The sequence below is a fragment of the Streptomyces sp. NPDC101181 genome (genome assembly GCF_044767975.1).
Taxonomy (GTDB): Bacteria; Actinomycetota; Actinomycetes; order Streptomycetales; family Streptomycetaceae; genus Streptomyces.
The window spans coordinates 381,222-406,401 of record NZ_JBIWOX010000002.1 but is presented as its reverse complement, the minus strand read 5'-3'; the positions used below and the strand labels follow the sequence as shown (position 1 = coordinate 406,401).

21 protein-coding genes are annotated in these 25,180 nt (G+C 73.6%); 9 read left to right on the top strand and 12 right to left on the bottom strand.

The features are described from left to right. Positions 1-112: 112 nt before the first annotated feature. The 5 genes from ACIRRU_RS05450 to ACIRRU_RS05430 all read right to left on the bottom strand — a co-directional run bounded on the left by ACIRRU_RS05450 (position 113) and on the right by ACIRRU_RS05430 (position 5,489). Positions 113-805, bottom strand: coding sequence for a demethylmenaquinone methyltransferase (locus tag ACIRRU_RS05450; RefSeq protein WP_403676453.1), 693 nt, complete (start codon positions 803-805; stop codon positions 113-115). A 30-nt stretch (positions 806-835) separates the two neighbouring features. Continuing rightward, entirely contained in the window at positions 836-1,759 is a 924-nt protein-coding gene (locus ACIRRU_RS05445; protein WP_403676450.1) for a TauD/TfdA dioxygenase family protein, read from the bottom strand. Positions 1,760-2,237: 478 nt separating this feature from the next. Beyond that, complete coding sequence (locus ACIRRU_RS05440; protein WP_403676447.1) at positions 2,238-2,921, bottom strand: imidazolonepropionase-like domain-containing protein; 684 nt, start codon at positions 2,919-2,921, stop codon at positions 2,238-2,240. 7 nt (positions 2,922-2,928) lie between these two features. Further along, a complete protein-coding gene (gene mqnC / locus ACIRRU_RS05435) occupies positions 2,929-4,128 on the bottom strand; it encodes a cyclic dehypoxanthinyl futalosine synthase (RefSeq protein WP_363200429.1) in 1,200 nt (399 codons plus the stop codon). A gap of 482 nt (positions 4,129-4,610) precedes the next feature. Then, positions 4,611-5,489, bottom strand: coding sequence for a menaquinone biosynthetic enzyme MqnA/MqnD family protein (locus ACIRRU_RS05430; RefSeq protein ID WP_403676444.1), 879 nt, complete (start codon positions 5,487-5,489; stop codon positions 4,611-4,613). A 297-nt stretch (positions 5,490-5,786) separates the two neighbouring features. On the opposite strand from ACIRRU_RS05430, the gene ACIRRU_RS05425 reads away from it, so the two are divergent. Continuing rightward, on the top strand, positions 5,787-5,990 hold the full coding sequence (locus ACIRRU_RS05425) for a cold-shock protein (RefSeq protein WP_003967102.1): 204 nt from the start codon (positions 5,787-5,789) through the stop codon (positions 5,988-5,990). A 137-nt stretch (positions 5,991-6,127) separates the two neighbouring features. Here ACIRRU_RS05425 and ACIRRU_RS05420 read toward each other — a convergent pair whose 3' ends face one another. Then, positions 6,128-7,348, bottom strand: coding sequence for an amidohydrolase family protein (locus tag ACIRRU_RS05420; protein WP_403676441.1), 1,221 nt, complete (start codon positions 7,346-7,348; stop codon positions 6,128-6,130). A 305-nt stretch (positions 7,349-7,653) separates the two neighbouring features. Between ACIRRU_RS05420 and ACIRRU_RS05415 the strand changes: the two genes are divergently transcribed. Both ACIRRU_RS05415 and ACIRRU_RS05410 read left to right on the top strand, forming a co-directional pair. Next, positions 7,654-10,623, top strand: coding sequence for a BTAD domain-containing putative transcriptional regulator (locus ACIRRU_RS05415; RefSeq protein WP_403676438.1), 2,970 nt, complete (start codon positions 7,654-7,656; stop codon positions 10,621-10,623). A gap of 230 nt (positions 10,624-10,853) precedes the next feature. Then, positions 10,854-11,033 carry a hypothetical protein gene (locus ACIRRU_RS05410; RefSeq protein WP_403676436.1) on the top strand — a complete coding sequence of 60 codons (180 nt, stop codon included), beginning with the start codon at positions 10,854-10,856 and terminating at the stop codon, positions 11,031-11,033. Between the two features lie 205 nt (positions 11,034-11,238). On the opposite strand, the gene ACIRRU_RS05405 is transcribed toward ACIRRU_RS05410, so the two are convergent. Beyond that, positions 11,239-12,792, bottom strand: coding sequence for a FadD3 family acyl-CoA ligase (locus ACIRRU_RS05405; RefSeq protein ID WP_403676433.1), 1,554 nt, complete (start codon positions 12,790-12,792; stop codon positions 11,239-11,241). Between the two features lie 98 nt (positions 12,793-12,890). Here ACIRRU_RS05405 and ACIRRU_RS05400 point away from each other — a divergent pair, with 98 nt between their 5' ends. Genes ACIRRU_RS05400 through ACIRRU_RS05390 form a run of 3 tightly spaced genes read left to right on the top strand, consistent with a single transcriptional unit; the run spans position 12,891 to position 15,301 of the window. Continuing rightward, on the top strand, positions 12,891-14,039 hold the full coding sequence (locus ACIRRU_RS05400) for a lipid-transfer protein (protein WP_403676431.1): 1,149 nt from the start codon (positions 12,891-12,893) through the stop codon (positions 14,037-14,039). A gap of 8 nt (positions 14,040-14,047) precedes the next feature. Next, complete coding sequence (locus ACIRRU_RS05395) at positions 14,048-14,503, top strand: Zn-ribbon domain-containing OB-fold protein (RefSeq protein WP_403676429.1); 456 nt, start codon at positions 14,048-14,050, stop codon at positions 14,501-14,503. Between the two features lie 3 nt (positions 14,504-14,506). Then, positions 14,507-15,301, top strand: a complete 795-nt coding sequence (locus ACIRRU_RS05390) for an enoyl-CoA hydratase/isomerase family protein (protein ID WP_403676427.1) — start codon at positions 14,507-14,509, stop codon at positions 15,299-15,301. A gap of 144 nt (positions 15,302-15,445) precedes the next feature. Here ACIRRU_RS05390 and ACIRRU_RS05385 read toward each other — a convergent pair whose 3' ends face one another. After that, complete coding sequence (locus ACIRRU_RS05385; protein ID WP_403676424.1) at positions 15,446-15,943, bottom strand: hypothetical protein; 498 nt, start codon at positions 15,941-15,943, stop codon at positions 15,446-15,448. A gap of 218 nt (positions 15,944-16,161) precedes the next feature. Here ACIRRU_RS05385 and ACIRRU_RS05380 point away from each other — a divergent pair, with 218 nt between their 5' ends. Beyond that, entirely contained in the window at positions 16,162-16,896 is a 735-nt protein-coding gene (locus tag ACIRRU_RS05380; RefSeq protein WP_403676421.1) for a hypothetical protein, read from the top strand. Positions 16,897-16,936: 40 nt separating this feature from the next. On the opposite strand, the gene ACIRRU_RS05375 is transcribed toward ACIRRU_RS05380, so the two are convergent. Both ACIRRU_RS05375 and ACIRRU_RS05370 read right to left on the bottom strand, forming a co-directional pair. Then, positions 16,937-19,366 (bottom strand): PQQ-binding-like beta-propeller repeat protein, encoded by a 2,430-nt coding sequence (locus ACIRRU_RS05375; RefSeq protein ID WP_403676419.1) that lies wholly within the window; start codon positions 19,364-19,366, stop codon positions 16,937-16,939. Positions 19,367-19,647: 281 nt separating this feature from the next. After that, entirely contained in the window at positions 19,648-20,457 is an 810-nt protein-coding gene (locus ACIRRU_RS05370) for a VOC family protein (RefSeq protein ID WP_403676416.1), read from the bottom strand. Positions 20,458-20,963: 506 nt separating this feature from the next. Between ACIRRU_RS05370 and ACIRRU_RS05365 the strand changes: the two genes are divergently transcribed. Beyond that, positions 20,964-21,611, top strand: a complete 648-nt coding sequence (locus ACIRRU_RS05365) for a TetR family transcriptional regulator (protein WP_403676413.1) — start codon at positions 20,964-20,966, stop codon at positions 21,609-21,611. Between the two features lie 252 nt (positions 21,612-21,863). On the opposite strand, the gene ACIRRU_RS05360 is transcribed toward ACIRRU_RS05365, so the two are convergent. Further along, positions 21,864-22,271 carry a nitroreductase/quinone reductase family protein gene (locus tag ACIRRU_RS05360; RefSeq protein ID WP_403677014.1) on the bottom strand — a complete coding sequence of 136 codons (408 nt, stop codon included), beginning with the start codon at positions 22,269-22,271 and terminating at the stop codon, positions 21,864-21,866. Positions 22,272-22,339: 68 nt separating this feature from the next. Then, positions 22,340-23,656 (bottom strand): acyl-CoA dehydrogenase family protein, encoded by a 1,317-nt coding sequence (locus ACIRRU_RS05355; RefSeq protein ID WP_403676410.1) that lies wholly within the window; start codon positions 23,654-23,656, stop codon positions 22,340-22,342. 232 nt (positions 23,657-23,888) lie between these two features. Here ACIRRU_RS05355 and ACIRRU_RS05350 point away from each other — a divergent pair, with 232 nt between their 5' ends. Continuing rightward, a complete protein-coding gene (locus ACIRRU_RS05350) occupies positions 23,889-25,085 on the top strand; it encodes a thiolase C-terminal domain-containing protein (protein WP_403676407.1) in 1,197 nt (398 codons plus the stop codon). Positions 25,086-25,180: the final 95 nt, after the last annotated feature.

Genomic DNA, 25,180 nt, shown 5'->3' with positions numbered 1-25,180 from the left:
GGCTGCCAGGGGTCCCGGAGCTGCCGGGGGTCCCGGAGCTGCCCGGGGGTCCCGGGGGCCCGGATTTGCCGGAGCCCCGCAGGCCCCGCGGCGGGCCCCGGCCGGGGGTGACTCAGGCGCGGGTGGCCCGGTGCAGGGCCACCACGCCGCCGGTCAGGTTGCGCCAGGCGACCTTCGACCAGCCCGCCTCCTGGAGGAGCGCGGCCAGGGCGGGCTGGTCGGGCCAGTCGCGGATGGACTCGGCGAGATAGACGTACGCGTCCGGGTTGGAGGACACGGCCCGCGCGGCCGGCGGGATCGCCCGCATCAGGTACTCGGTGTAGACCGTGCGGAACGGGGCCCAGGTCGGCTGGGAGAACTCGCAGATCACGACCCGGCCGCCGGGCTTCGTCACCCGGTGCAGCTCACGCAGCGCGACACCGGTGTCCTGGATGTTGCGCAGCCCGAAGGAGATCGTGACGGTGTCGAACGTCTCGTCCCTGAACGGCAGCCGCATCCCGTCGCCCGCCGTGAACGGCATCCACGGGTGGCGCTCCTTGCCGACCTTGAGCATCCCCAGCGAGAAGTCGCACGGCACGACGTAGGCGCCCGCCCGCACGAAGGGCTGCGAGGAGGTCGCGGTGCCCGCCGCCAGGTCCAGGATCTTCTGCGCGGGCCGGGCGTCGACCGCCGCCGCGACCGCCCTGCGCCACAGCCGGGCCTGGCCGAGCGAGATCACGTCGTTGGTCAGGTCGTAGTTGGCCGCCACCCCGTCGAACATCGAGGCGACTTCGTGCGGCTGCTTTTCCAGGGAGGCTCGGGTCACCCGCCCATTCAAGCAGCCCGCCCGCGGTGATCAGCGGGGACGGTCGCCCGCGATGGCCACGCGTTCGGCGACCCGGCGGTGCGGGGCGTAGTCGTTGACCGCGTAGTGCTGGGTGGCCCGGTTGTCCCAGAACGCGACGTCGCCCGCGCGCCAGGAGAACCGGACCTGGAACTCCGGGGCGTGCGCCTGCTGGAACAGCAGCCGCAGCAGCCGGTCGCTCTCCTCCCGGGCGCATCCGGTGATCCGGGTGGTGAAGGACGCGTTGACGAAGATCGTCCGCCGTCCGGTGACCGGGTGGCGGCGCACCACCGGGTGCTCGACCGGCGGGAACCGCTCCTGGTGGGCCGCCAGCCGCTCCGGCGGGAAGAAGCGGGCGAAGCCGGGGAGGAAGTCGTGCACCGCCCGCGCCCCCTCGACGCGCTCCTTGACCTCCTGGGGCAGGTTGTCGTACGCGGCCGCCATGTCCGCCCACAGCGTGTCGCCGCCCACCGGCGGCACCTCGCGCAGCTGGAGGACCGCGCCGAGCGCGGGGCGTTCGCGGAAGGTGACGTCCGCGTGCCAGATGTTCTCGAAGGTGGGGACGGCGGAGCGGTCGAGCCGGGCCACCTCCGGGTCGTCGCCGGTCGCCAGCAGCGGGTTGGTCTCCAGCTCGCCCCAGTGCCCGGCGAACGCGCGCTGCTGGAGCGAGGTGAGGTGCTGGTCGCGGAAGAACAGCACCTTCCACTCGACCAGCGCCCGGTCCAGCTCGGCGCGGAGGTCCGGGCTGAGCGGTCGGGAGAGGTCGACGCCGTGGATCTCCGCGCCGATGACCCGGCCGAGCGGGACCAGGCGGAAGCGCTCGTAGGGGCGGTCGGTCCAGCCGTCGGGGACCCGGCGCAGCTCGCGCGGCCCTTCGTAGAGGCCGTCGGCGGGGATGCGGTGGTCGCGCAGGGCGGGGGGTGCGGTGGTGGTCATGGTTCTCCTCCTCCGGTGGGGGCCGTACGGGGACGGGCGGGACCGGCCGGATGGGCCCGGGTGGGGGGCGTACGCGTCCGGGCGGGGCGGGTGCGCCCGAGTGCGGTGTACGTGCTCGGGTTGGGGGCTGTACGGGGGCGGGCGGCGCTTCGCGGACCGCGGTGCCGGTACGGGGCAGGACGGCCGGGACGGATGGCCGCTACGGCCGGGCGACGATGCGAGAAGCGAGCGGGCCGGGAGCGGATCAGTCGCGCGGGGCGCGGATACCGGGGACGCGCGCAGGCATCACGTGGGCATCGCCGAGGATGCCGCGGCCGGCATCAACACGATGCGCTGGAGACGCGGCAGAGATCGATGTGGAGGCACTCCACCAGAAAACGATCGACTGGCACGGGCGCTGTTCTAGCACAGCGTTCCGGGCGGGCACCAGGCTCCGCCAGGGAGTGAGACGCCCGCCGACCGCCCCCCGGACCCGGGCTCAGCGGGCGCGGTGCACGAGCCGTCCCGCGAGGACCGTCGCCACGCACCTCCGGAGCCCCTCCCCGTACAGCGCCGCCTCGTCGGGCACGTCGAGGACCGCGAAGTCGGCGCGGCCACCCACGGTCAGCGGGCCGTGGGCGGCACGGGCCGGTCCGCCGCCCGCCGCGAGCGGGTCCAGGTCCGGCGGACCGCCTCCCGGCCGCCCCTGCGTGCGGGCCACCCCGTGCGTCCGGGCGGAGCCCTCGGTCCGGACCAGTCCCGACCGGGCGATGGCCGTCCGCAGCGCGGGGTCGTCCGCGGCGAACGGGCCCGCCACATGGGTGGTGCCGTGCCGCAGCATCCGCTGGAGCCCGCGCCGGACGCTGCCCGCCCGCCGGGTCGCGTCCATCGTCGCCGCGATGCGCTCGAACTCCTCACCCCACAGCGGGAGTTCACCCAGCTCGTCGGCCTCGCGCGGGTCCGGGTGGTAGCAGCGGGTGAGCAGTTCGCGGGCGTGGTCCTGGCGGAGGCCTGGCACCAGGACGCCCGGCCAGCGCCGGACCCGGGCCGCCGGGCGGGCGGCGGCGACCTCCTCGTACGGGCCGAGGGCGGCGATCCGGTCGCCGTCCACCGCGACCGCCCCGTCCGCGACGGCCGCCGCGCCCACCGGGAGGACCAGGGGCGCGGCGTGGATCGTCAGCACGGGTACGTCAGTTGGCGTTGAGGAGCTTCAGCTCCGGGTGGGCCGTGCCGCCCGCGATCGCGGTGGACGAGATGTGCGAGACGACGCGCTCGTCGACCGGGTCGTTCGCCGGGTCGTCGTGCACGACGAGGTGTTCGTAGGTCGTGGCCCGCTGGGCGGGGACCCGGTCCGCCTTGCGGATCAGGTCGATGATCTCCAGCCGGTTGGAGCGGTGCTTGGCCCCGGCCGAGGAGACGACGTTCTCCTCCAGCATGATCGAGCCGAGGTCGTCCGCGCCGTAGTGCAGCGACAGCTGGCCGACCTCCTTGCCGGTGGTGAGCCAGGAGCCCTGGATGTGGGCGACGTTGTCCAGGAAGAGCCGGGCGATGGCGATCATCCGCAGGTACTCGAAGAGGGTGGCCTGCGTGCGGCCCTTCAGCTTGTTGTTCTCCGGCTGGTAGGTGTACGGGATGAAGGCGCGGAAGCCGCCGGTGCGGTCCTGGACGTCCCGGATCATCCTCAGGTGCTCGATGCGCTCGGCGTTGGTCTCGCCGGTGCCCATCAGCATGGTGGAGGTGGACTCGACACCGAGGCCGTGGGCGATCTCCATGATCTCCAGCCAGCGTTCGCCGGACTCCTTGAGCGGGGCGATGGCGGTGCGCGGCCGGGCGGGCAGCAGCTCGGCGCCCGCCCCGGCGAAGGAGTCCAGTCCGGCGGCGTGGATGCGGCTGATGGCCTCCTCGGCGGAGACCTGGGAGATCCGGGCCATGTGCTCGATCTCGGAGGCGCCGAGCGAGTGGATGACCAGCTGCGGGAACGCCTTCTTGATGGCCGAGAAGTGCTCCTCGTAGTACTCGACGCCGAAGTCCGGGTGGTGGCCGCCCTGGAACATGATCTGGGTGCCGCCCAGCTCCACGGTCTCCGCGCAGCGGCGCAGGATGTCGTCGAGGTCGCGGGTCCAGCCCTTGCCGGTGTCCTTCGGCGGGGCGTAGAAGGCGCAGAACTTGCAGGCCGTGACGCACACGTTGGTGTAGTTGATGTTGCGCTCGATGATGTACGTCGCGATGTGCTCCGTACCGGCGTAACGGCGGCGGCGTACGGCGTCGGCGGCGGCGCCCAGCGCGTGCAGCGGCGCGGACCGGTAGAGGTCGAGCGCCTCCTGCGGGGTGATCCGACCGCCCTCGGCGGCTCGGTCGAGGACGGGCTGGAGGTCGGCCTTCTCGGTCACCGGGCTGTCACCTTTCGGGCGGGTTTCGCTACGGATCCTCGGACCGATCCAGCGTACGCCAGCCCCGCGAGCCGTCAGCGGCCGGACCGGGTGAGCTGCCCGTACGGAGGCCCGCGCCGCGTTCCCCGGAGCGAAGCCCGGTCGGTACCGCGACGGCGGTCACCGGGAAAGGGGCGGACCATTCCGGCTTCTCCGGTCAGGGGGGAACGTTCTCGCCAGGAGAAAAGGCCCGATTGTGCCGTTCCGCCGCACGGTTCGACGGAATTCCGTATACGGGACCGGACAGGAAGACCGGAAGAGGCGGGAAGAGGAGACGGGAAGAGCGGGGAGGAGCCGGGGGGCGGCGAGTACGGCGGGGACGGAAACGGGAAAGCGAATTCCCCGGCCCTTCCCCGGGCCCTTCCCCGCCCTTGTCCCGCCCTTGTCCCGCCCTTCTCCGGCTCTTCTCCGGCCGCTCCGCAAGCGGCTCGGTGCGGCTCCCCTCAGCCGCCGAGCAGCTCCACCCGCACGTCCCGCGGGTATCCGGTGTCGTGGCCCGTGCGGCGGGCGAACTCGCGGACGCCGGCCAGCTGGTCCGGGCCGAAGCGGAAGTCGAGCGTCGTGAAGTAGCGCTCCAGCACCTTCGCGTCGAACGCCTCCCAGCGGGCCGCCTGCTCCGCCACCTTGGCGACCTCCTCCAGGGAGAGGTCGCGGGAGGCGAGGAACGCCTCGTGGACCTGCGCGGTCCGCTCGGGGTGGGCGGCGAGGAAGTCCTTGCGGGCCGCCCAGACGGCGAAGACGAACGGCAGCCCCGTCCACTCCTTCCACATCTGCCCCAGGTCGTGGACCTGGAGGCCGAGCCGGGGGGCGTCGTGCAGGTTGGCGCGGAGCGCGGCGTCGCCGATCAGCACGGCGGCGTCCGCCTCCTGCATCATCAGCCCCAGGTCGGGCGGGCAGGTGTAGTAGTCGGGCCGCACGCCGTACCGCTCAGCCAGCAGCAGCTGGGCCAGCCGCACCGAGGTGCGGGAGGTCGAGCCCAGGGCCACCCGGGCCCGGTCGAGCTGCTCCAGCGGCAGCTGGGAGACGATGACGCAGGACATGACGGGGCCGTCGCAGCCGACGGCGATGTCGGGGAAGGCGACCAGGTCGTCGGCGTTGCGCAGGTACTCCACGAGGGTGACCGGGCCGATGTCCAGGTCTCCCGCGACCAGCTGCTCGCTGAGCCGCTCCGGGGTGTCCTTGGAGAGCTCCAGGTCGAGCAGGGCGCCCGTCCGCGCCAGCCCCCAGTAGAGCGGCAGGCAGTTCAGGAACTGGATGTGGCCGACGCGGGGGCGGCGACGGTCGTCGTCGCCGGGGCGGGGGGAGACGGTTGAATTGTCCACATCGCGAGGCTAGACCCGGACCCGGCACCGGGCACCACCGGGGCCCGGCGAGCACCCCCGGGCGGGGGTCCCGGCGGCCTTCCGGAAGGCGTCCGACGAAGGCCGTCAAACATTCGAGTGAAGTGATCTTTCCCTCTACCGCTCGCCAGAGGCCGCGTGCTAGGCTCGCCCGCAAGTTGCAGTTTGGTTTCCCTTGCAGTACAGAGCCTGCGGAGCATGTAACCCGCAGGCTTTTGTAGTTTTCAGACTTGTTTGCAGGTTCTGGAGCAGGGCAACCCTTTGGCCCAAGGAGGGCTTATGGCTACCGGAACCGTCAAGTGGTTCAACGCTGAAAAGGGCTTCGGCTTCATCGCCCAGGACGGCGGCGGCCCGGATGTCTTCGTTCACTACTCCGCGATCAACGCGTCCGGGTTCCGCTCCCTGGAGGAGAACCAGGTCGTGAACTTCGACGTCACTCAGGGACCCAAGGGTCCGCAGGCTGAGAACGTCACCCCGGCCTAGTTGCCCGGGTCGGCCGGTCGCGGTCGCACCTAGCAGTACCCAAGGAGCCCCGCTCCCCCGCCCCGGCGGAGGAACGGGGCTCCTGCCTGTGTGCGGCACGGCCGTCGCCCCCCTCCCGGCCTGCCGCCCCGCGCCGCCTACGCCCCCGCCCAGAGGCCGTCCGGCGTGAGCCCGAGCAGATCGATCGCGTTGCCGCGGACGATCCGCTCGACGACGTCCGGAGCGAGGTGTCCCATCTGTTCCTCGCCGACCTCGCGGGACCTGGGCCAGGTGGAGTCGGAGTGCGGGTAGTCCGTCTCGTACAGGACGTTGCCCACGCCGATCGCGTCGAGGTTCCGCAGGCCGAAGGCGTCGTCGAAGAAGCAGCCGTGGACGTGGTCGGCGAACAGCTCGGAGGGCGGGCGGTGGACCTTGTCCGCGACGCCGCCCCAGGCCCGGTTCTCCTCCCAGACCACGTCGGCGCGCTCCAGGATGTACGGAATCCAGCCGATCTGGCCCTCGGCGTACATGATCTTCAGGTTCGGGAAGCGTTCGAACTTGCCGCTCATCAGCCAGTCGACCATCGAGAAGCAGCAGTTGGCGAAGGTGATGGTGGAGCCGACGGCGGGCGGGGCGTCGGCGGAGGTGGACGGCATCCGCGACGAGGAGCCGATGTGCATGGCGATGACCGTGCCCGTCTCGTCGCAGGCCGCGAGGAACGGATCCCAGTCGTCCGTATGTATGGACGGAAGTCCGAGATGGGGAGGTATCTCGGAGAACGCGACGGCGCGCACGCCCCGGGACGCGTTGCGCCGGACCTCCGCGGCGGCCAGGCGGGCGTCCCACAGCGGGACGAGGGTGAGCGGGATGAGGCGGCCGTGCGCCGCGGGGCCGCACCACTCCTCGACCATCCAGTCGTTGTACGCCCGCACCCCGAGCAGCCCCAGTTCGCGGTCCTTCGCTTCGGTGAACGTCTGTCCGCAGAAGCGCGGGAAGGTCGGGAAGCAGAGCGCGGACTGGACGTGGTTGACGTCCATGTCGGCCAGCCGGTCCGGGACCGAGAAGGAGCCCGGCCGCATCTGCTCGTAGGTGATGATCTCCAGCTTGATCTCGTCCCTGTCGTAGCCGACGGCGGTGTCCAGCCGGGTGAGGGGGCGGCGCAGGTCCTCGTACACCCACCAGTCGCCGACCGGCCCCTCGTCGCCCCGGGAACCCATCACGGGTGCGAACGTGCCGCCCATGAAGGTCATTTCCTTCAGCGGCGCGCGGACGACGCGGGGCCCGGAGTCCGCGTACCGGGACGGGAGCCGGTCCCGCCAGACATGTGCGGGCTCCACCGTGTGGTCGTCCACCGAGATGATCTTCGGGAAGGTCTCCATGCGTTCCACGGTAGCGCCGATCTGACGAACCGTCAGCTCGCGTGCGCGCACGAGACGGGGACACGGTTCCCGGATCGTTGTCGAGGGCTTGTGCAGAGCATCACCCACTGCTGACGCGCCCGCCCGCGACAAGGCAGACTGTTGAGCGCGATACCAGCGGTACCGGGCCGACCGGACGGACACCGCACCACGACGCACGGACGGACGACCACCGGCTGAGAGCGGGCGGACCTTCGGGGACAGGCACCACCGGCAGGTTCCGCCGACGAGGCGGGCCGGTGGGCGAGCAGGACAGGGGGGCATCAATGGACCGTGACCACGAGCCACGCGTCCGCGTACCGGAGCAGCGCGCTCCGGCGCCGGAACCGGGGGCCGCCGACTCCCTCAGGTTCACCGTCCTGGGTCCGGTACGGGCCTGGCGCGGCGCCGACCCGCTGCCCTCCGGCTCCCCCCAGCAGCGCGCGCTGCTCGCCGCCCTGCTCCTGCGGGAGGGCCGGACGGCCACGGCGGGCGAGCTGATCGACGCGTTCTGGGGCGCGGCCCCGCCGTCGCAGGCGAAGGCCACGATCCGCACCTACGCCTCGCGGCTCCGCAAGATCCTGGGGCAGGAGACGCTGGTGAGCGAGGCCGGCGGCTACGCGCTCCGGACCCGCCGGGGCTCGCTCGACCTGACCCTGGCGCAGGATCTGGCCGCCGAGGCGGAGAAGGCCCGCGCGAGCGGTGACCGCTACCAGGCCCGCGCGCTGATCAACGAGGTGCTGGGGCTGTGGAACGGCGAGGCGCTGGCCTCCGTGCCCGGTCCGTACGCGGAGAACCAGCGGACCCGGCTGGAGGAGTGGCGCCTCCAGCTCACCGAGGCCCTGCTCGACCTGGACCTGGAGGTGGGCAGCCACGCGGAGGCCGTCTCCGAGCTGACCGCGCTCACCGCCGCCCACCCGCTGCGCGAGCGCCTGCGCGAGCTGCTGATGGTGGCGCTCTACCGCAGCGGGCGGCAGGCGGAGGCGCTGGCCGTGTACGCGGACACCCGGCGGCTCCTCTCCGAGGAGCTGGGTGTCGACCCGCGCCCCGAACTGGCCGAGATCCAGCAGCGCATCCTGCGCGCCGACGAGGAGCTGGCCCGCCCGGCGGACGAACCGCCCGTGGCACCGGCGCCCGTGAAGCCCGCGCAACTCCCGGCGACCGTCCCCGACTTCACCGGACGCGACTCCTTCGTACGGGATCTGGGCGCCCAACTGGCGACCGCCGGAGGGTCCGTGATGGCGGTCTCGGCACTGGCCGGGATCGGCGGGGTCGGCAAGACGACCCTGGCCGTGCACGTCGCCCACCAGGCCCGCCCGCACTTCCCCGACGGGCAGCTCTACGTCGACCTCCAGGGCACGGGCGCACGGCCGGCCGAGCCGGAGACGGTGCTCGGTTCGTTCCTCCGGGCGCTCGGGACCGCGGACTCGGCGATCCCGGACACCCTGGACGAGCGGGCCGCGCTCTACCGCTCGACGCTGGACGGCCGCCGGGTCCTGGTCCTGCTGGACAACGCGCACGACGCGGCCCAGATCCGGCCGCTGCTGCCCGGGACGCCGGGGTGCGCGGCGCTGGTGACGAGCCGGGTGCGGATGGTGGACCTGGCCGGGGCACACCTGGTGGACCTGGACGTGATGGCGCCGGACGAGGCGCTCCAGCTCTTCACCCGGATCGTGGGCGAGGAGCGGGTCGGCGCGGAACGGGAGGCGGCCCTGGACGTGGTGGCCGCCTGCGGTTTCCTCCCCCTCGCCATCCGGATCGCCGCCTCCCGGCTGGCCGCCCGCCGCACCTGGACGGTCTCCGTGCTCGCCGCCAAGCTCGCGGACGAGCGGCGCCGCCTGGACGAGCTCCAGGCGGGCGACCTCGCGGTGAAGGCCACCTTCGAACTCGGCTACGGCCAGCTGGAACCGGCCCAGGCCCGCGCCTTCCGCCTCCTGGGCCTCGCCGACGGCCCCGACATCTCGCTGGCGGCCGCCGCGGCCCTGCTGAACCTGGAGCCGCACACGGCGGAGGACCTCCTGGAGGCTCTGGTCGACACCTCCCTCCTGGAGTCGGCCGCGCCGGGCCGCTACCGCTACCACGACCTCGTACGGCTCTACGCGCGTGCGTGCGCCGAGCGCGACGAACAGCCGCCGGTGGAAAGGGAGCTGGCGCTGTCGCGGCTGCTGGACTTCTACCTGGCCACGGCGGCGGGGGTGTACGCGCTGGAGCGGCCGGCCGACCGGCTGGTGGACCACCTGGAGCCGACGGACCACCCCGGTCTCACCTTCGGCGACCGACAGGCGGCGCTGGACTGGCTGTACACGGAGGCGGGCCCGCTGCTCGCGTGCGTACGCCGGTCCTGCGAGCCCTCCACCCTGCGGCGGGGCGTGGACCTGCTCTGGACGGCCCTGGACCTCGGCGAGTCGGGGGCGAACGCGAAGCAGTACGAGACCGTCGCCCTGACCCTGCTGGAGGCCGCCCGCAGGAGCGGCGACCGGCGCTCGGAGGTCCGGGCCCTGGTCACGCTGGCCGACGTGCACCACACGTCGGGCCGGTTCGACCAGGCCGAGCAGGAGGCGGAGAGCGTGATGCGCCTGGTCGAGGCCGACCAGGACCCGCTGCCGGCCTGCTGGGCGTCGAACGCCCGGGGCATCATGGCGCTCTACCAGAGCCGCCACGACGACGGGGAACGGCACTTCAACCGGGCCATAGAGAGCTTCCGCTCCCTCCAGGACCGGCCGGGCGAGGCCAGCGCGCTCTGCAACCTCTCCCGCATCCACCTGGCGACCGGCCGCACCGACAGCGCGGTGGCCCTGGCCGAGCAGGGCACGGCCGTCTACGACAGCATGGGCCACGCCCTGCGCAGCGCCAACGGCCGCTACGCGCTCGGGATGGCGCTCACCCGGAGCGGCAGGTTCACCGAGGCGTCCGAGCGGCTGCTGGAGGCGCTGGACGTCTTCCGCGCCAGCCGCCAACGCCTGTGGGAGGGGATGACCCTCTTCCGCCTCGCCGAGGTCGATCTGACGGCGGGGAACGCGGCGGACGCGGCGGTCAAGGCGGAGCAGGCACTCACCGCCCTGCGGGGCATCGGCGGCGAGTGGCGCCGGGGCAACGTCCTCACCGTGCTGGGCCGCTCCCTCGCCCAGCTCGGCCAGTCCGGCCGGGCGGAGGCCTGCTGGCGCGAGGCGCTGGGCATCTACGACGCCCTCGGTTCGCAGGAGGCGGCCGAGGTCCGGTCACTGCTCTCGTCGGCCGCCTCGCCCTCGCCCTCGTAACCGCTTCCGGTGCTCCCGGTCCCTTCGGTGCGGGTGTTCATCATTCGTTTATCGCGACCGGTCAGTCTCATGCCTGTCGATCCGTCGCGTCGGGGGGCAGACGGGCTGACGGCGGGGCCGCGACGTAAGGTGAGCGGCCCCGAGGGGCCCGCCCGGCAGTCCACGGGGGAACAGCCGGGCGGGCCCCGCACCAACCGGAAACGAAGCACTGCCAAGGGGAGAACAGCGACATGGCTGACGCGAAGAAGAACCCGGTGATCAAGCCGCAGGACATGCACGCCACCGGCGGTGAGACGACCAACGGCGACATGCACGCCACCGGCAGCCCGCTCAAGCCGAAGGACATGCACGCCACCGGCGGGGACACCACCAACGGCGACATGCACGCCACCGGCGAGCCCACCAAGTAGACCTTCACGACGGGGATACGGGGGTACGTACGGGGGAGCGGCCACGGCGGCGAGGAGGGGGAGCCGTCGCGGCCGCCGTACACCGAGGGGCCCGAGCCCGGGGACGGGCTCGGGCCCCTCGGGCGTGGGGGAACGGATTCCGGCCCCTCGGGCGTGGGGGAACGGATTCCGGCCTCTCGGCTCTGGGGGACGGGCCAGGGCGGGGCTACCGCCCGCGCAGCTGCCCCTTGAGCACCTTCCCGCTCGCGTTGCGCGGGAGCTCCGGGACGAACTCCACCGCTCTTGGCACCTTGAAGTTCGCCATCGCGCGGCGGGACCAGGCGATCAGGTCGTCCGCCGTCACCGTGGCGCCCCGGCGGCGGACCGCGTAGGCCTTGCCGACCTCGCCCAGGCGCGGGTCCGGGATGCCGATGACGGCGACGTCGGCGATGTCCGGGTGGAGGCCGAGGAGCTGTTCGATCTCGGCGGGGTAGGCGTTGAAGCCGCCCACGATGAACATGTCCTTGATCCGGTCCGTGATCCGCAGGTTCCCCGCCGCGTCCAGGACACCCACGTCCCCGGTGCGGAGCCAGCCGTCCGGGGTGAGGGCGGCGGCCGTGGTGTCCGGGTCCTCGAAGTAGCCGCTCATCACGTTGAAGCCGCGGACCTGGACCTCGCCCGGGGAGCCCGGTTCCGCCAGGACGCGGACCTCGGTGCCGGGGATCGCGCGGCCCGACGTCGTGGCCACCACCTCCGGAGCGTCGCCCCGGCGGCACATGGTGACGATGCCGCTCGCCTCGGAGAGGCCGTACGCCGTGAGGACGGTGGAGACGCGGAGTTCGTCGCGCAGGCGCTCCACCAGGCGCAGCGGGACCACCGCCGCGCCGGTCACCACCAAGCGCAGGGCGGAGAGGTCGTGGGCGTCGCGGGCCGGGTGGTCCAGCAGGGACTGGTGGAGGGTCGGCGGGCCGGGCAGCACGGAGATGCGTTCCGCCGCGATGTTCGCCAGCACCGTGTCCACGTCGAACACCGGCTGCGGCACCATCGTGGCGCCCCGCGTCAGGCAGGCGATGATCCCCGCCTTGTAGCCGAAGGTGTGGAAGAAGGGGTTCACGATCAGATAGCGGTCGCCTTGGCGCAGGCCCGCCAGTTCGCTCCAGATCGCGTATCCGCGCAGCGTCTGCGCGTGCGTGATCACCACACCTCTGGGTGCGCCCGTGGTGCCCGAGGTGTAGACGATGTCGGAGGGGTCCGAGGGGGCGACGGCCGCCGCCCGCTCCCGTACGGCCGCGGCCGGCACCCGCTCCCCCGCCGCCAGGAACTCCGGCCAGCTCGTGTAGTCCTCGGGGGCCGTGTCCGCCAGCACCACCACCCGCTCCAGGTCCGGCAGCCTCACCTCCGCCCGCCGCAGGGACGCCACGTAGGAGGTGCCCAGGAAGGTGCCCGTCACGAACAGCAGCCGGACCCGGGCGTCCCGCAGGATGTGCGCCGCCTCGGTGCCCTTGAAGCGGGTGTTCAGCGGGACCAGCACCGCGCCCGCCGTGACCGCCCCGAGCGCGGAGACGATCCAGTCCAGGGTGTTCGGCGCCCAGATCGCGACCCGGTCCCCCGGCTCGACGCCGGAGGCGACGCACGCGGCGGCGGCGCGCTCCACCCGGTCGCCGAGTCCGGCGTAGGAGACGCGGGTGCGGCCGTCGGCCACCGCCTCGGCGGGTCCGTAGCGCTCCGCCGCCGCCCGTACCAGCCCCGGGATGCTGCCCCACTCCTCGTCGCCCCGCATCACGCGTCCGCCTTCCGCCGCCGCACCAGCTGACTATCCGTCAGATTAACGGTAGCCTCTGCCGCTGTCAGCAGGGGTGACGGTGCGGGAGGTCAGCGATGACGACGCTCAAGGACGCGACGGCGATAGCCGGGATCGGGCAGACCGCGTTCGCGAAACGGCTCCCGGAACCGGAGCGGACGCTCGCCTGCCGGGCGATCCTGGCCGCCCTCGACGACGCGGGCATCGCCCCCTCGGAGGTCGACGGCTTCGCCTCCTACACCATGGAGGAGACCGACGAGGTGGAGGTCGCCAAGGCGATCGGGGCGGGGGACGTCACCTTCTTCAGCAAGGTGGGCTACGGGGGCGGCGGTTCCTGCGCGACCCTCGCCCATCTCGCCGCCGCGATCGCCACCGGCCAGGCGAGCGTCGGCGTCGCCTGGCGGTCCCGCAAGCGCGGCTCGGGCCCCCGGCCCTGGAGCAACACCACCGTCCAGCTCCCCACCCCCGCCCAGTGGACCCGCCCCTACGGGCTGCTGCGGCCCGCCGACGAGATCGCCCTGCTGGCCCGGCGCTACCTGCACGAGTACGGGGCCACCCGCGACCACCTCTTCAACGTGGCCCTCGCCTGCCGCAACCGGGCCAACCAGAACCCGGACGCGATCATGTACGACCGGCCGCTGACCCGCGAGATGTACATGACCTCCCGCTGGATCAGCGAACCCCTCTGCCTCTTCGACAACTGCCTTGAAACGGATGGGGCGTTGGCCTGCGTCATCGTCTCCGCCGAACGCGCCCGCGACTGCCGCCGCAAGCCCGTCTACCTCCACTCCGTCGCGCAGGGCCTGCCCGCCCAGCACCACGGAATGGTCAACTACTGGAACGACGACCCGCTCACCGGACCCGCCTGGACCGCCGCCCGACAGCTGTGGAAACAGGCCGACTTCGGCCCGGACGACGTCGACGTGGCCCAGATCTACGACGCGTTCACCCCGCTCGTCCCGCTCTCCCTGGAGGGCTACGGCTTCTGCGCGCGCGGCGAGGGCGGCGCGTTCACCGAGGGCGGGGCACTGGAGAGCGGCGGACGGCTGCCGGTCAACACCGGGGGCGGCGGGCTGAGCGAGGCGTACGTCCACGGCTTCAACCTCATCACCGAGGGCGTCAAGCAACTGCGCGGCACCTCCACCGCCCAGGTCCCCGACGCCGCCACCTGCCTGGTCACCGCGGGCGAGGGTGTGCCCACATCCGCTGTCCTGCTGAGGAGTTGAGGCGATCCATGACGGCGAACGACTCACTGCTGCTGCCGGTCCCCGACGAGGACGGCGCGCCCTTCTGGGAGTACGCGGCCCGCGGCGAACTCCGCGTCCAGGCCTGCGCCTCCCCCGCCTGCGGCGAACTCCGCTTCCCGCCCCGGCCCTGCTGCCCGCACTGCGGGTCCTTCGCGAGCGTGTGGCGGGAGACGAACGGACGGGGCCGGATCTGGTCCTACGTCGTCCCGCACCCCCCGCTGCTGCCCGCCTACGCCGAACAGGCCCCGTACAACGTGGTGCTGGTGGAGCTGGCGGACGCCCCGCGCATCCGGCTGGCCGGGAACGTCGTCACCGGACCCGACGCCCCGCTGAACTCCGTCGACCCGGCGCGGCTGCGGATCGGCGCTCCGGTGCGGGCGCTGTTCTGCCCGGCGGGGCCGGGCGGCTCGGTCACGCTCGTGCGCTGGCTCCTGGAGCGGTGAGCGGTGGCCCTGCGCATCGAGCGGGAGGCGGCGGCCGGGGTCGCCCTCGTCACGCTCGACCGGCCGGCGAAGCTGAACGCGATCGACCTGGAGACCGCCGGGGAACTCACGTCGCTGTGGCAGGAGTTGCGCTACGACGAGAGCGTACGGGCAGCCGTGCTCACCGGGGCGGGGACCCGGGCCTTCTGCACCGGGATCGACCGGGACGTCTCCGTCCCGCAGCCCCCGTCCCCGTACGCCCTCGACGACCCGCTCCTGCGGATCGGGCCCAAGGCGAACGACCTGTGGAAGCCGGTGGTCGCGGCGGTCGAGGGGATGGCCTGCGGCGGGGCGTTCTACCTGCTGGGCGAGGCGGAGTTCGTCGTCGCGTCCCGGGAGGCGACGTTCTTCGACCCGCACACGGCGTACGGAATGGTCCCGGCGTACGAGGCGATCGCGATGGCCCAGCGGATGCCGTACGGGGAGGTCGCCCGGTTGTCCCTGATGGGCACCGCGGAACGGCTCAGCGCGGAGCGGGCGTACGCGGTCGGCCTGGTCAGCGAGGTGACGGAGCCGGGCGGCGCGGTGGCGGCGGCGCTGCGGGCGGCCGCGGTGATCGCCGGGTACCCGACGGCGGCGGCGCAGGGCACGGTCCGGGCGGTCTGGGCGGCACGGGAGGCGGCCCGCACCCAGGCGACGGCCCAGGCGCCCGCGCTGATCGCGCTGGGGAACCTGGCCCCGGAGGAGCAGGCGGAACTGTTCGCGGGGCGGGACCGAGGCGCGAACAGGGGCGGGGGCCGGGCACCGAGGGTGCGGTGAGACGGGGCGGGCCTGTGGGGCGGTTGTGGGGCCGGTGCCGGTTGAGGGGCCGGTTCCGGTGCCGGTTGTGGGATCGGTGCCGCGGCCGGTTCTGGTTGCGGGAGGCCGGGCGGGCGGGACGCAGGCCCCGCCCCGGGGCCCGGCTCAGGCCCTGCGGACCGTCGCCTCGCAACGCTCGACCTGGGACACCTTGTCGACGTCGTCCATCGGCACGGTCACCCGGCGGGACTCGCCGCCCTTGACGGAGGTGGTGGCCACGGCGGTGTCCACGGTCCGGCCCGCGGCGTCGAGGAACCTCACATCGACCCGGTACTGGCGGGAGCCCGTCGCCCTCGACTGCGCGCGCACCTCGACCAGTGAGGAGGGGACCGCCTTGCGCGCGCCCTCGCCCGGCTCGGCGCAGCGGACCACCCGGACGGTGGGGGACGTGGTCCCCGAGCCCGTCGAGGACTTCTTGTGGGAGCGGGTAGAGGAGTAGCCGTTGTTGCTCTTCTTCGAGCTGGAGCAGCCGCCGCCCGAACTGCTGCTCCCGCCGCTCCTGCTCTTGCCGCTCTTGCCGCCGCTGGTGGAGGTGGTGAACCCGGTGAGCGCGAGCACCACCACGATCAGGACCGCCGCGAGCTTCATCTGTCGCCGCATCATCGACGCAGCCCCCCTTGAGTGTCGTTGCGCTGTCACCCTCAGGATGCCGTGCGCGACTCCCCGTGGAGGTCATGACCCTGTCACGGTCCGGTCATGGTCTGCGTGGCAGGGGTGATCGTCCGGGCGTAGCGTCGGAACGGGAGGGGGCGTACGCGCCGAGGGGGGCGTACGCGTACGCGCCGCGCGAACCGCTGGGTGACCCTCTGGAGGCCGCACCGATGATCCGCAACATCCTCGGCTCCCTCGTGGCCGTCGCCGGGGCGGTCTCCGCCGTGCTGAGTCCGTTCCGCCCGTGGTACGACCAGCGGCTGGGCCGGGAGTACCGGGTCCGGGACCTCTTCGAGGGGATCACCGCCACCGAGTCGGGCGTGCTGGTCTCGATCCTGCTGCCGTTCCTGTTCGCGGGGCTGCTGGTGCTCGCGGGCGTGGTGCTCCGCTCGCGGGCCGTCGTCGCCCTCGCGGGGCTGGTGACGCTCGGGTTCACCGTCCTGTGGATGGTCCGCCAGGGACAGGCGGCGGGCTCGCTGGTGGTGGGCGGGGACGGCGCGGGGCTGCGGACGGGGGTGGCCAACGCGCTGGCGGGCGGGGCGCTGATGCTGATCGGGGCGCTGCTGATGCGGGGCCGGGCGAGGCGGCGGGAGCGGACGTGGACGCGTGGCCGCGAGCGGGAGCGCGAGCCGGTCGAGCCGTACGGGGCGCCGCCCGCCGACCAGGTGGACATGTGGCCGCCGACGCAGGAGCCGGGGATGTCGGTGCAGACGTCGCCGTGGCCGGAGCAGGAGAGGGACCCGTACACCGGGCCCGATCCGGGCGATTCCGACACGCGGCCGCTGCCGCGGGTGCCGTACCCGGAGGAGGACCCCCGGGACCCGGCCCATCCCGCGCACCACAATCCGCCGCCCTCGTCACCTCCACCGCCCCCGTCGTCTCCGCCGCCTCCGCCGCGGGGCTGACGTCCGGCCGACCGGAGGGGAGGGGGCGGGACCGGTCAGGTCAGGTCCGGGCCCTGTTGCCCGTGCCGGTGCCCTTCAGCGCGTCCAGGGCGTAGACGCACCGGTCCTTGCTGCACGCGTAGACCACGCCCGCCCGTGCCACCGGGGAGCCGGTGATCTCGCCGCCCGTGGCCAGCTTCCAGCGGAGCTGGCCACCCGCCGCGTCCAGGGTGTAGAGCACGTGGTCCGCGGAGCCGAAGTGGACCCGTCCGTCCGCCACCACCGGGGAGCCCACCACGTCGCCGCCCGCCGCGAAGCGCCATTTCGGCGTACCGGTGACGGCGTCCAGGGTGTACAGCGCGCTGCCGCTGCCGACGTGCACGTTGCCCACGGCGACCAGTACCGGTTCGATCGAGGAGCGGGCCTCCGTGGCGATCCGCCAGCGGTCCTTGCCGGTCGTCGCGTCCAGCGCGTACACCGTGCCGAGGTAGTCCGCGAGATACACCCCGCCGCCGGTCACCGCCGGGCCGGGCGCGAACGCGGGCGGCGAGAGGAAGACCGCCGGGGCCTCGAAGTGCCACCGCACCCGGCCGGAGGCGACATCCACCGCCAGCACCCGGGTGCCCGCCGCGACGTAGACGTAGCCGTCGGAGGCCGGGGTCACCCGGACCGGGACGCCGCCGCAGGAGGCCGCGTCGCCGATGGGGTAGGACCAGCGCTCGATGCCCGTGCGGGCGTCCAGGGCGCGGAGGCGGGCGTCCTGCCAGACGTAGACCGTGCCGTCGTGGATGACCGGAGCGGCCTCCGCCGTCTCGAAGTCGGTCTGGGCGCCGGTGATCTCCCACAGCTTGTCGCCGCTGGACGCCTCCCAGCCCTGGACGCCGCCGCCCCGGGTCGCGGTCAGGACCGTGCCCCGGTCCGCCTTCAGGGCGTACACCCAGGCGTCCGTGGACAGCCGCCACCGCTCGGCGCCCGACGTGGCGTCCAGCGCGTACAGGGACGGGCCGTCCGACGCGAGGATGCGGCCGCCCTCGACGGCCATGGCCCACGCCACGTCCCGGGTCTTGAACTGGCGGCGGCCGTTGCCCACGTCCAGCGCGTGGACCTCGAAGGACGTCACGTACAGCAGGTCGCCGGAGACGACCGGGGTGCCCCACACGTCGTTGGACATGCGGAAGCGCCAGGGCCGCCAGCGGTCGGGCGCGGGGGCCGCGCCGTCCTGGGGCGGGCCGGGGGCCGGAACGGGGGCGGTGGGGGCGACGGGCGCCGGGGTCGAGCCGTTCAGCCCGGCGGGCGGCCGGACCCAGCCCGTCGCGGCGGCCGGATGCGCGGCCGCCGCGCCGCGCACCTCGCCGGGCCGTGGTCCAGGACCGATCGGCGCCTTCGCGCCGGGCAGCTGGACGGGCCCGCTGTCCGGGGCGGCGGCCGGGACCGGGGCGGGCGCCCCGGCGGGGCCCGCGGGCACCGGAGAGGGCGAGGCCAGCGGGGAGGACGAGCGCAGGTCGGCGCCGCTGCGCCAGGCGGTGTCCCGCTCCGGGGCCCGGGGCGGCTGCCGCGGGGGCGGCGGCACGGCCGGAGCGGGCGGGGCGGTGCGCCCGCCGCCCCTGCGCCGCTCGATCATCGCCGTGGCCCGGGACGGCAGCCAGGCCGACGCCGTCCCGCTGTCGTCGCCGCCGGAGGCGAAAAGGTGCGGGGCGAGCTGCGCCTGGAGGTCGGCGGGGCTGGGGCGCTGGGTGGCGTCCATCCGCATACAGGACTCGATCAGCGGCCGCAGGTCGTCGGGCAGCCCCTCCAGGTCGGGGCCCTCGCGCAGCAGCATGAACACCGTCTCGACCGGGTTGGCCCCGTGGAAGGGGGCATGGCCGGTGGCGGCGAAGACGAGCGTGGAGCCCAGCGAGAAGACGTCACTGGCCCCGGTGACGCTGCGGGAGTCCCGGGCCTGCTCGGGCGACATGTAGGCGGGCGTGCCGACGGCGACGTTCGTCATGGTGAGGCGGGTGTTGGAGACGCCGGAGGCGATCCCGAAGTCGATCACCCGGGGGCCGTCCTCGACGACGAGGACGTTGGACGGCTTCAGGTCGCGGTGGACGAGGCCCGCGCCGTGGATGGACTGGAGGGCCTCGGCGATGCCCGCGGCCAGCCAGCGCACGGCCTGGGTGGGCATGGGGCCGCACTCGTTCACTATCTCTTCGAGCGAGGGCGCGGGGACGTAGGCGGTGGCGAGCCAGGGCACGGCGGCACGCGGATCGGCGTCGACGACGGCGGCGGTGTAGAAGCCGCTGACGGCTCGGGCCGCCTCGACCTCCCGCGTGAAGCGGACCCGGAAGAGCTGGTCCTCGGCGAGTTCGGTCCGCACCGTCTTGATCGCCACCCGCCGGCCGGACGCCGAGCGGGCGAGATAGACCAGCCCCATGCCGCCCGCGCCGAGCCGCCCCAGCACCTCGAACGGGCCGATCCGTCTCGGGTCGTGCTGCGTCAGCTGCTCCACCACGTGCCTGCCACCTCCCCGTACGGACTCCGGCGACGGAGTCCGCGCCTTACCGACCGGTCGAATCCCACCCTGCGCGCACCCCGATTGTTGCTGGCTCGGGCGCCGGTTGCGAACCCGGGGGCGGATCGGGGTGTCCCATGTCACTTCGCCCGGTATCCGCCCACACCGGGTGAGAGGGGCGCTCGGCCAGGCGGAGGGCGGCGAGGGCAGGGGGCGGTGGGCGGCGCGGGCAGGGGGCGGGCGGCGGCGCGGGCAGGGGGTGGGGGGGGGCGGCGGCGCGGTTACGGGATCAGTTCGCTGGGCTGGAGTACGGCGAAGGCGGCCCCCTGGTCGTCGTGGAGCACCGCCATCCGCCCGTAGGGGATGTCGAAGGGCGGCTGGGCGACCCGGCCGCCCAGGCGTACGGCGAGTTCGGCGGCCGCGTCGCAGTCGGCGACGGCGAAGTAGACGAGGAAGTAGCTCGGCATCTCGGCCGGGAACGCGTCCGTGATGACGCTGCGCCCGCCGACGGCGGTGTCGGCGCCCGGTTCGACGCCCTCGGGGGACCACATCCGGAAGTCGACCGGCGCCTGCGGGTCGTCGGAGACGTCCCGACCCGCCTCGTCCAGGTTCGTCCCGTGGAAGCCGAGGACGTTCTCGTAGAAGGCGTCCACCCGGTCAGGCTGCCGGGTGTAGACCTCGGTCCAGCAGAAGGACCCCGGCTCGTTCTGCTTCTCGAAGCCCTCGCGCTCCTGCGGCTGCCAGAGGCCGAAGACCGCGCCCCCGGGGTCGGCCGCCTGCGCGACGAACCCGGCCTGCCCGGCCCGGACCGGGTCGGTGATGACCTGGCCGCCGTGGTCCCGGATCGCCGTGACGGTGGCCCGGATGTCGTCGGTGGTGAAGTAGACGCCCCAGGCGGTGGGCATCCGGCCGTCCTTCTTGGCGGCCAGGGCGGCGACCAGGCGGCCGTCGCTCAGCGCGTCCGCGAAGGGCATGCCGTCACCCGCACGGAAGGTCCAGCCGAAGAGGCCGCCGTAGAAGCGCTTGCCCGCTTCCAGGTCGGAGAGCTGCACGTCCGCCCAGCACGGCGCGGAATGCGCGAATGCGGCCATGGGCCCGAGTCCTTCCGTCGAAGTGACGCCCGTCACGGTCAACGTAACGTCGGGTCCCGTCCCGCGCGCCCTGACACCGCCGTCCGCACCCCCAGGGGGACGCCGGGGGACACGGAGGGAACGCCTGACCGAACAGTGAAGGTCGACTCACCATGTGGACGAAAGTTGTCCACCGAAGTTGTCCACAGGCTGTTGATAACACTTACGCCTCCCTGTGGAGCAACCGATGGGAGCAATCGATGGGAGCGACCGACTGGAGCGCCCGACTGGAGCGCCCGACTGGAGCGACCGATCCGGTGCAGCCGCGACCCCCGCAGGGCCGCGCGCGCCCTCGCGGCGGGCTACTGCGGCGGGCGCTCCGGGACCTGCCCCGGCCCTCTCCCGCTCCCCGGCCGAAAAGCATCGCTCCGCCGTCCGGGAGGCCCGGAAGCCCTGGAAGTCCTGCGGCGTTCCCCATTTGCAGTCGGCCGAATCGCGCTCCCATCACCCCTCGGTAAGCTGACGGCATGACAGGACAAGTACGCACCGTCGACGGCCGCGTGGCCGGCCGACGCGGTCAGGCGACGCGGCAGAAGCTGCTCGACTGCCTCAGCGAGATGCTCAGCTCCTCGCCGTACCGGGACGTCAAAGTCATCGACGTCGCCCGGAAGGCCGGGACTTCACCCGCGACTTTCTACCAGTACTTCCCCGATGTGGAGGGCGCCGTCCTCGACATCGCCGAGGAAGTCGCCAAGGAGGGCGCCGGACTGACCGAACTGGTCGCCGGGCGCTCCTGGGTCGGCAAGTCCGGCTGGCAGACCTCCGAGCAACTCGTGGAGGGGTTCCTCGACTTCTGGCGGCACAACGACGCGATCCTCCGGGTCATCGACCTCGGTGCGGCCGAGGGGGACAAGCGGTTCTACAAGATCCGCATGAAGATCCTGAACTCGGTCACCAACTCCCTCACGGAGGCGGTGAAGGAGCTCCAGTCCAAGGGCAAGGTCGACAAGGACGTCAGCCCGGCGGCGATGGCGGGGTCCCTCGTCGCGATGCTGGCCGCGGTCGCCTCGCATCAGAAGGGCTTCACCACCTGGGGGGTGAAGCAGGCCGAACTGCGTCCGAACCTGGCGCTGTTGGTCCACCTCGGCATCACGGGCAAGAAGCCCGCGAAGTAGCCCACCCGCACGTTCCTGTCTCACCGACGGCGGACCACCACGCGCCTTCGCCTGTGGTCCGCCGTCGGCGTTCCCGGACGGCACCCGCCACGCCACCGCCTCCCCGGATCACCGCCCACCCCGCCGCCATACACCGGGAAGCCGTACACCGGGAAGCCGTCCGGCGGGCGTATCCCGAGGCCGCCGTACACCGGGAAGCCGTCCGGCGGGCGTATCCCGGGGGCCGCCCCGTGTTGGGCCACCGGCGTCCGGCTATCGCCGCTCCAGGCGGAACAGCCGGATCTCCCGCTCCACGCGCTCCTGGTACGCCGCGTACGGCGGCCAGAAGGCGAGCACGGCCCGCCACACCCTGGCCCGTTCCTCGCCCTCCAGCAGGACCGCGCGCACCGGGATGTCCCGGCCGCGCCAGTTGATGACGGCCTCGTCCGGACGGGCCAGCAGGTTCGCGGTCCAGGCCGGGTGCCCCGTACGGCCGAAGTTGCTGCCGACCAGAATCCAGGTGCCCTCCACCGCACCCTCCGGCATACAGACCAGCGGAGTGGTCCTCGGCCGGCCCGTACGCGCCCCGGGCACCGTGAGGACGAGCCCCGGCACCACCCGGGCGCTCAGCAGCACCTTGCCCCGGGTGAGCCGGTGCACGGTCCGGTCCAGGGCGGGCATCACGTGCGGGGCGACGCGGGCGAAGACGCGGGAGGCGGAGACCTTCTGGACCAGGCGCGTTACCCGGGTCACCGGACACCCACCCCGGCCCCGGCCGCGGCCCGATCGGCTGCGAAGAGCCCGGCGCCTCGGGCCGCGTGGTCGCGCAGTCGGTGGACCGGGCCGAAGAGCAGTTCGTCGCCCGCCGCCCGCTTGAAGAAGCGGTGCGCCTCGTGCTCCCAGGTGAAGCCGATGCCGCCGTGCAACTGGACGGCCTCCGCGGTGGTGATCCGGGCCGCTTCCAGGGCCTGGGCGAGCGCGAGGGGTCCGGCGTCCGGGTCCCAGGCTGCGTAGTAGGCGGCGGAGCGGGCCGCCTCGACCCGTACGTACAGGTCGGCGAGGCGGTGTTTGACGGCCTGGAAGGACCCGATGGGCCGACCGAACTGCTCGCGCCCCTTCACGTACTCCACGGTCCGCTCCAGCGCGCTCGCCGCCGTGCCGACCGCCTCGGCGGCCAGGACCGCGGCGGCCACGCGCCCCACGGCGGCGAGCGCGGCGGTCACGTCGGCGGTGTCGTCCGCGCCCAGCGGCTCGGCGACGGTGTCGCGCAGTTCCACGCGGGCGAGCGGGCGGGTCTCGTCCACCGCGGTGAGCCGGGTGCGTACCACCCCCGCGGCCTCCTCCGGACGGACCAGGAACAGGAGCGTACGGCTGCGCGGCCACCCTCCCGCGTGGGCGGCGACCAGGAGCAGCCCGGCGCTGTGGCCGTCGAGGACCCGGTCGGTCTCCCCGTACAGCCGCCAGCGGCCGTTCCCCTCGGCGCGCGCAGAGCCGGTGCCGTCGGTGTCGGTGATGGGGGCGGTGCTGCCGCTGCCGTCGGCGTCGGTGCTGCCGGTGCGGGTGCCGTCACTGGTGCCGGTGTCCGGGTCCCTGCGGGCCTGGACACCGCCCGCGCGGCCGCCGCCCGCCCAGGCTCCGCCGCGGTGGTCGCCGGTGAGCCCGAGAGCGGTGGCGAGGGAGGGGCCGGGGACGGCGAGCGTGGCGGTCAGGGTGCCGTCCGCGATCCGGGGCAGCAGGGCGGCACGCTGCCGCGGGGTGCCGAGGGCGGCGATCAGGGGGGCGGCGAGCGCGGCGGTGGCGAAGAGCGGGGAGGCCAGCAGCGCACGGCCCGTCTCCTCGCAGGCGAGGGCCAGTTCGGTCGCCGTACAGCCCGCCCCGCCGTACTCCGCGGGGAGCGCGAGCCCCGGCAGCCCGAGGTCGCGGGCGAGCCTGCCCCACAGGTCGGGGTCGTAGCCCTCGGCCCTCCCCACGGCGGCCCGGCCCGCCTGCGGCCCCGCGTGGCGGGTGAGCAGGTCGCGCAGGGTGCGGCGGATCTCGTCCTGTTCCGCGGTGAAGGCGGCGTCCACGGTCGGGCTCCCTCCCCTTCAAATCCTTCAGGTCCCTCAGGCCCCACTGGCCCTCAGATTCCCCTCCGGCTCTCTTCAGGGACCGGCGCCCCTGAATTGATGATCCGTCATGGTAGGTGCGACGGAGGGGAATTCCCAGGGGCCCGCACGCGCGGGGCCGAGGAAAGCCCCTCCGTGCGCACGCGGCCCCGAGGAAGCGCCCGTCGTACATATCTGATGTACCGTCAGATCTATGTCTGTGGAGCGGACTTCCCCTCTCCGTCCCCGCCGTCCCCGCCGTGCCGCCGTCGTCGGTGTCGCGCTCGCGGACTGCGGGCGCGTGGACGGCGCCACCCCGTACGCCCTGCACGCCCAGGCCGCCCGCCGCGCCCTCGCCGACTCGGGCCTCGACCGCTCGGTCGTGGACGGCTTCGCCTCCGCCGGGCTCGGGGCCCTGGCTCCGGTGGAGGTCGCCGAGTATCTGGGGCTGCGGCCGACCTGGGTCGACTCCACGGCGGTGGGCGGCGCGACCTGGGAGATGATGGCCGCCCACGCGGCGGACGCCATCGCGGCGGGCCGGGCGAAGGCGGTCCTCCTCGTCTACGGTTCGACCGCCCGCGCGGACATCAAGGCGGGCCGTCGCCCGTCGAACCTGTCGTTCGGGGCGCGCGGGCCGCTCCAGTTCGAGGTCCCGTACGGGCACAGCCTGATCGCCAAGTACGCCATGGCCGCCCGCCGCCACATGCACGAGTACGGCACGACGTTGGAACAGCTCGCCGAGGTGGCCGTGACGGCGCGGGCGAACGCGGCGGCGAACCCGGAGGCGATGTTCCGGGACCCGATCACCGTGGACGACGTGCTGGCGGGGCCCATGATCGCGGACCCCTTCACCAAGCTGCACTGCTGCATCCGCAGCGACGGGGGCTGCGCGGTCCTGCTGGCCTCCGAGGAGTACCTGCCGGACACGGTGAAGCCACCGGTGTGGGTGCTGGGCGCCGGGGAGCACACCTCCCACGCCACGATGTCCGCGTGGGAGGACTTCACGGTCTCCCCCGCCGCCGTCTCCGGCCGTCTCGCCTTCGAACGGGCCGGGGTGCGGCCCGCCGACATCGACCTGGCCGAGATCTACGACGCGTTCACGTACATGACCCTGGTGACCCTGGAGGACCTAGGGTTCTGCGCGAAGGGTGAGGGCGGCGCGTACGTCGAGCGGGGCCGTACCGGCCTGCGCGGCGAACTCCCGGTGAACACGGACGGCGGCGGCCTCTCCGCCTGCCACCCCGGGATGCGCGGACTGTTCCTGCTGGTGGAGGCGGTACGGCAACTGCGCGGCGAGGCCGGGGCCCGCCAGGTTCGCCGCCCCGGCGGCAGCCTGCCGGAGCTGGCGGTGGCCTCGGGCACGGGAGGCTGGTTCTGCTCGTCCGGGACGGTGGTGCTGGGACGGGGGTGAGCCGGACGCCGGGGCCCACTGGGGCGAGCCGGGGCCAGCCGGGGCCATCGGGGTGCGAGCCGGGGCCGGACGTCGGAGGCCGAGACGGATGCCAG

Excerpts from the sequence above, each read along its gene's own strand:
- ACIRRU_RS05445 (WP_403676450.1), bottom strand. The coding sequence starts at position 1,759 with ATGACCACCACCGCACCCCCCGCCCTGCGCGACCACCGCATCCCCGCC.
- ACIRRU_RS05425 (WP_003967102.1), top strand. The coding sequence starts at position 5,787 with ATGGCTACCGGAACCGTCAAGTGGTTCAACGCTGAAAAGGGCTTCGGC.
- ACIRRU_RS05420 (WP_403676441.1), bottom strand. The coding sequence starts at position 7,348 with ATGGAGACCTTCCCGAAGATCATCTCGGTGGACGACCACACGGTGGAG.
- ACIRRU_RS05415 (WP_403676438.1), top strand. The coding sequence starts at position 7,654 with ATGGACCGTGACCACGAGCCACGCGTCCGCGTACCGGAGCAGCGCGCT.
- ACIRRU_RS05410 (WP_403676436.1), top strand. The coding sequence starts at position 10,854 with ATGGCTGACGCGAAGAAGAACCCGGTGATCAAGCCGCAGGACATGCAC.
- ACIRRU_RS05405 (WP_403676433.1), bottom strand. The coding sequence starts at position 12,792 with ATGCGGGGCGACGAGGAGTGGGGCAGCATCCCGGGGCTGGTACGGGCG.
- ACIRRU_RS05400 (WP_403676431.1), top strand. The coding sequence starts at position 12,891 with ATGACGACGCTCAAGGACGCGACGGCGATAGCCGGGATCGGGCAGACC.
- ACIRRU_RS05395 (WP_403676429.1), top strand. The coding sequence starts at position 14,048 with ATGACGGCGAACGACTCACTGCTGCTGCCGGTCCCCGACGAGGACGGC.
- ACIRRU_RS05385 (WP_403676424.1), bottom strand. The coding sequence starts at position 15,943 with ATGATGCGGCGACAGATGAAGCTCGCGGCGGTCCTGATCGTGGTGGTG.
- ACIRRU_RS05380 (WP_403676421.1), top strand. The coding sequence starts at position 16,162 with ATGATCCGCAACATCCTCGGCTCCCTCGTGGCCGTCGCCGGGGCGGTC.
- ACIRRU_RS05370 (WP_403676416.1), bottom strand. The coding sequence starts at position 20,457 with ATGGCCGCATTCGCGCATTCCGCGCCGTGCTGGGCGGACGTGCAGCTC.
- ACIRRU_RS05365 (WP_403676413.1), top strand. The coding sequence starts at position 20,964 with ATGACAGGACAAGTACGCACCGTCGACGGCCGCGTGGCCGGCCGACGC.
- ACIRRU_RS05360 (WP_403677014.1), bottom strand. The coding sequence starts at position 22,271 with ATGCCCGCCCTGGACCGGACCGTGCACCGGCTCACCCGGGGCAAGGTG.
- ACIRRU_RS05350 (WP_403676407.1), top strand. The coding sequence starts at position 23,889 with ATGTCTGTGGAGCGGACTTCCCCTCTCCGTCCCCGCCGTCCCCGCCGT.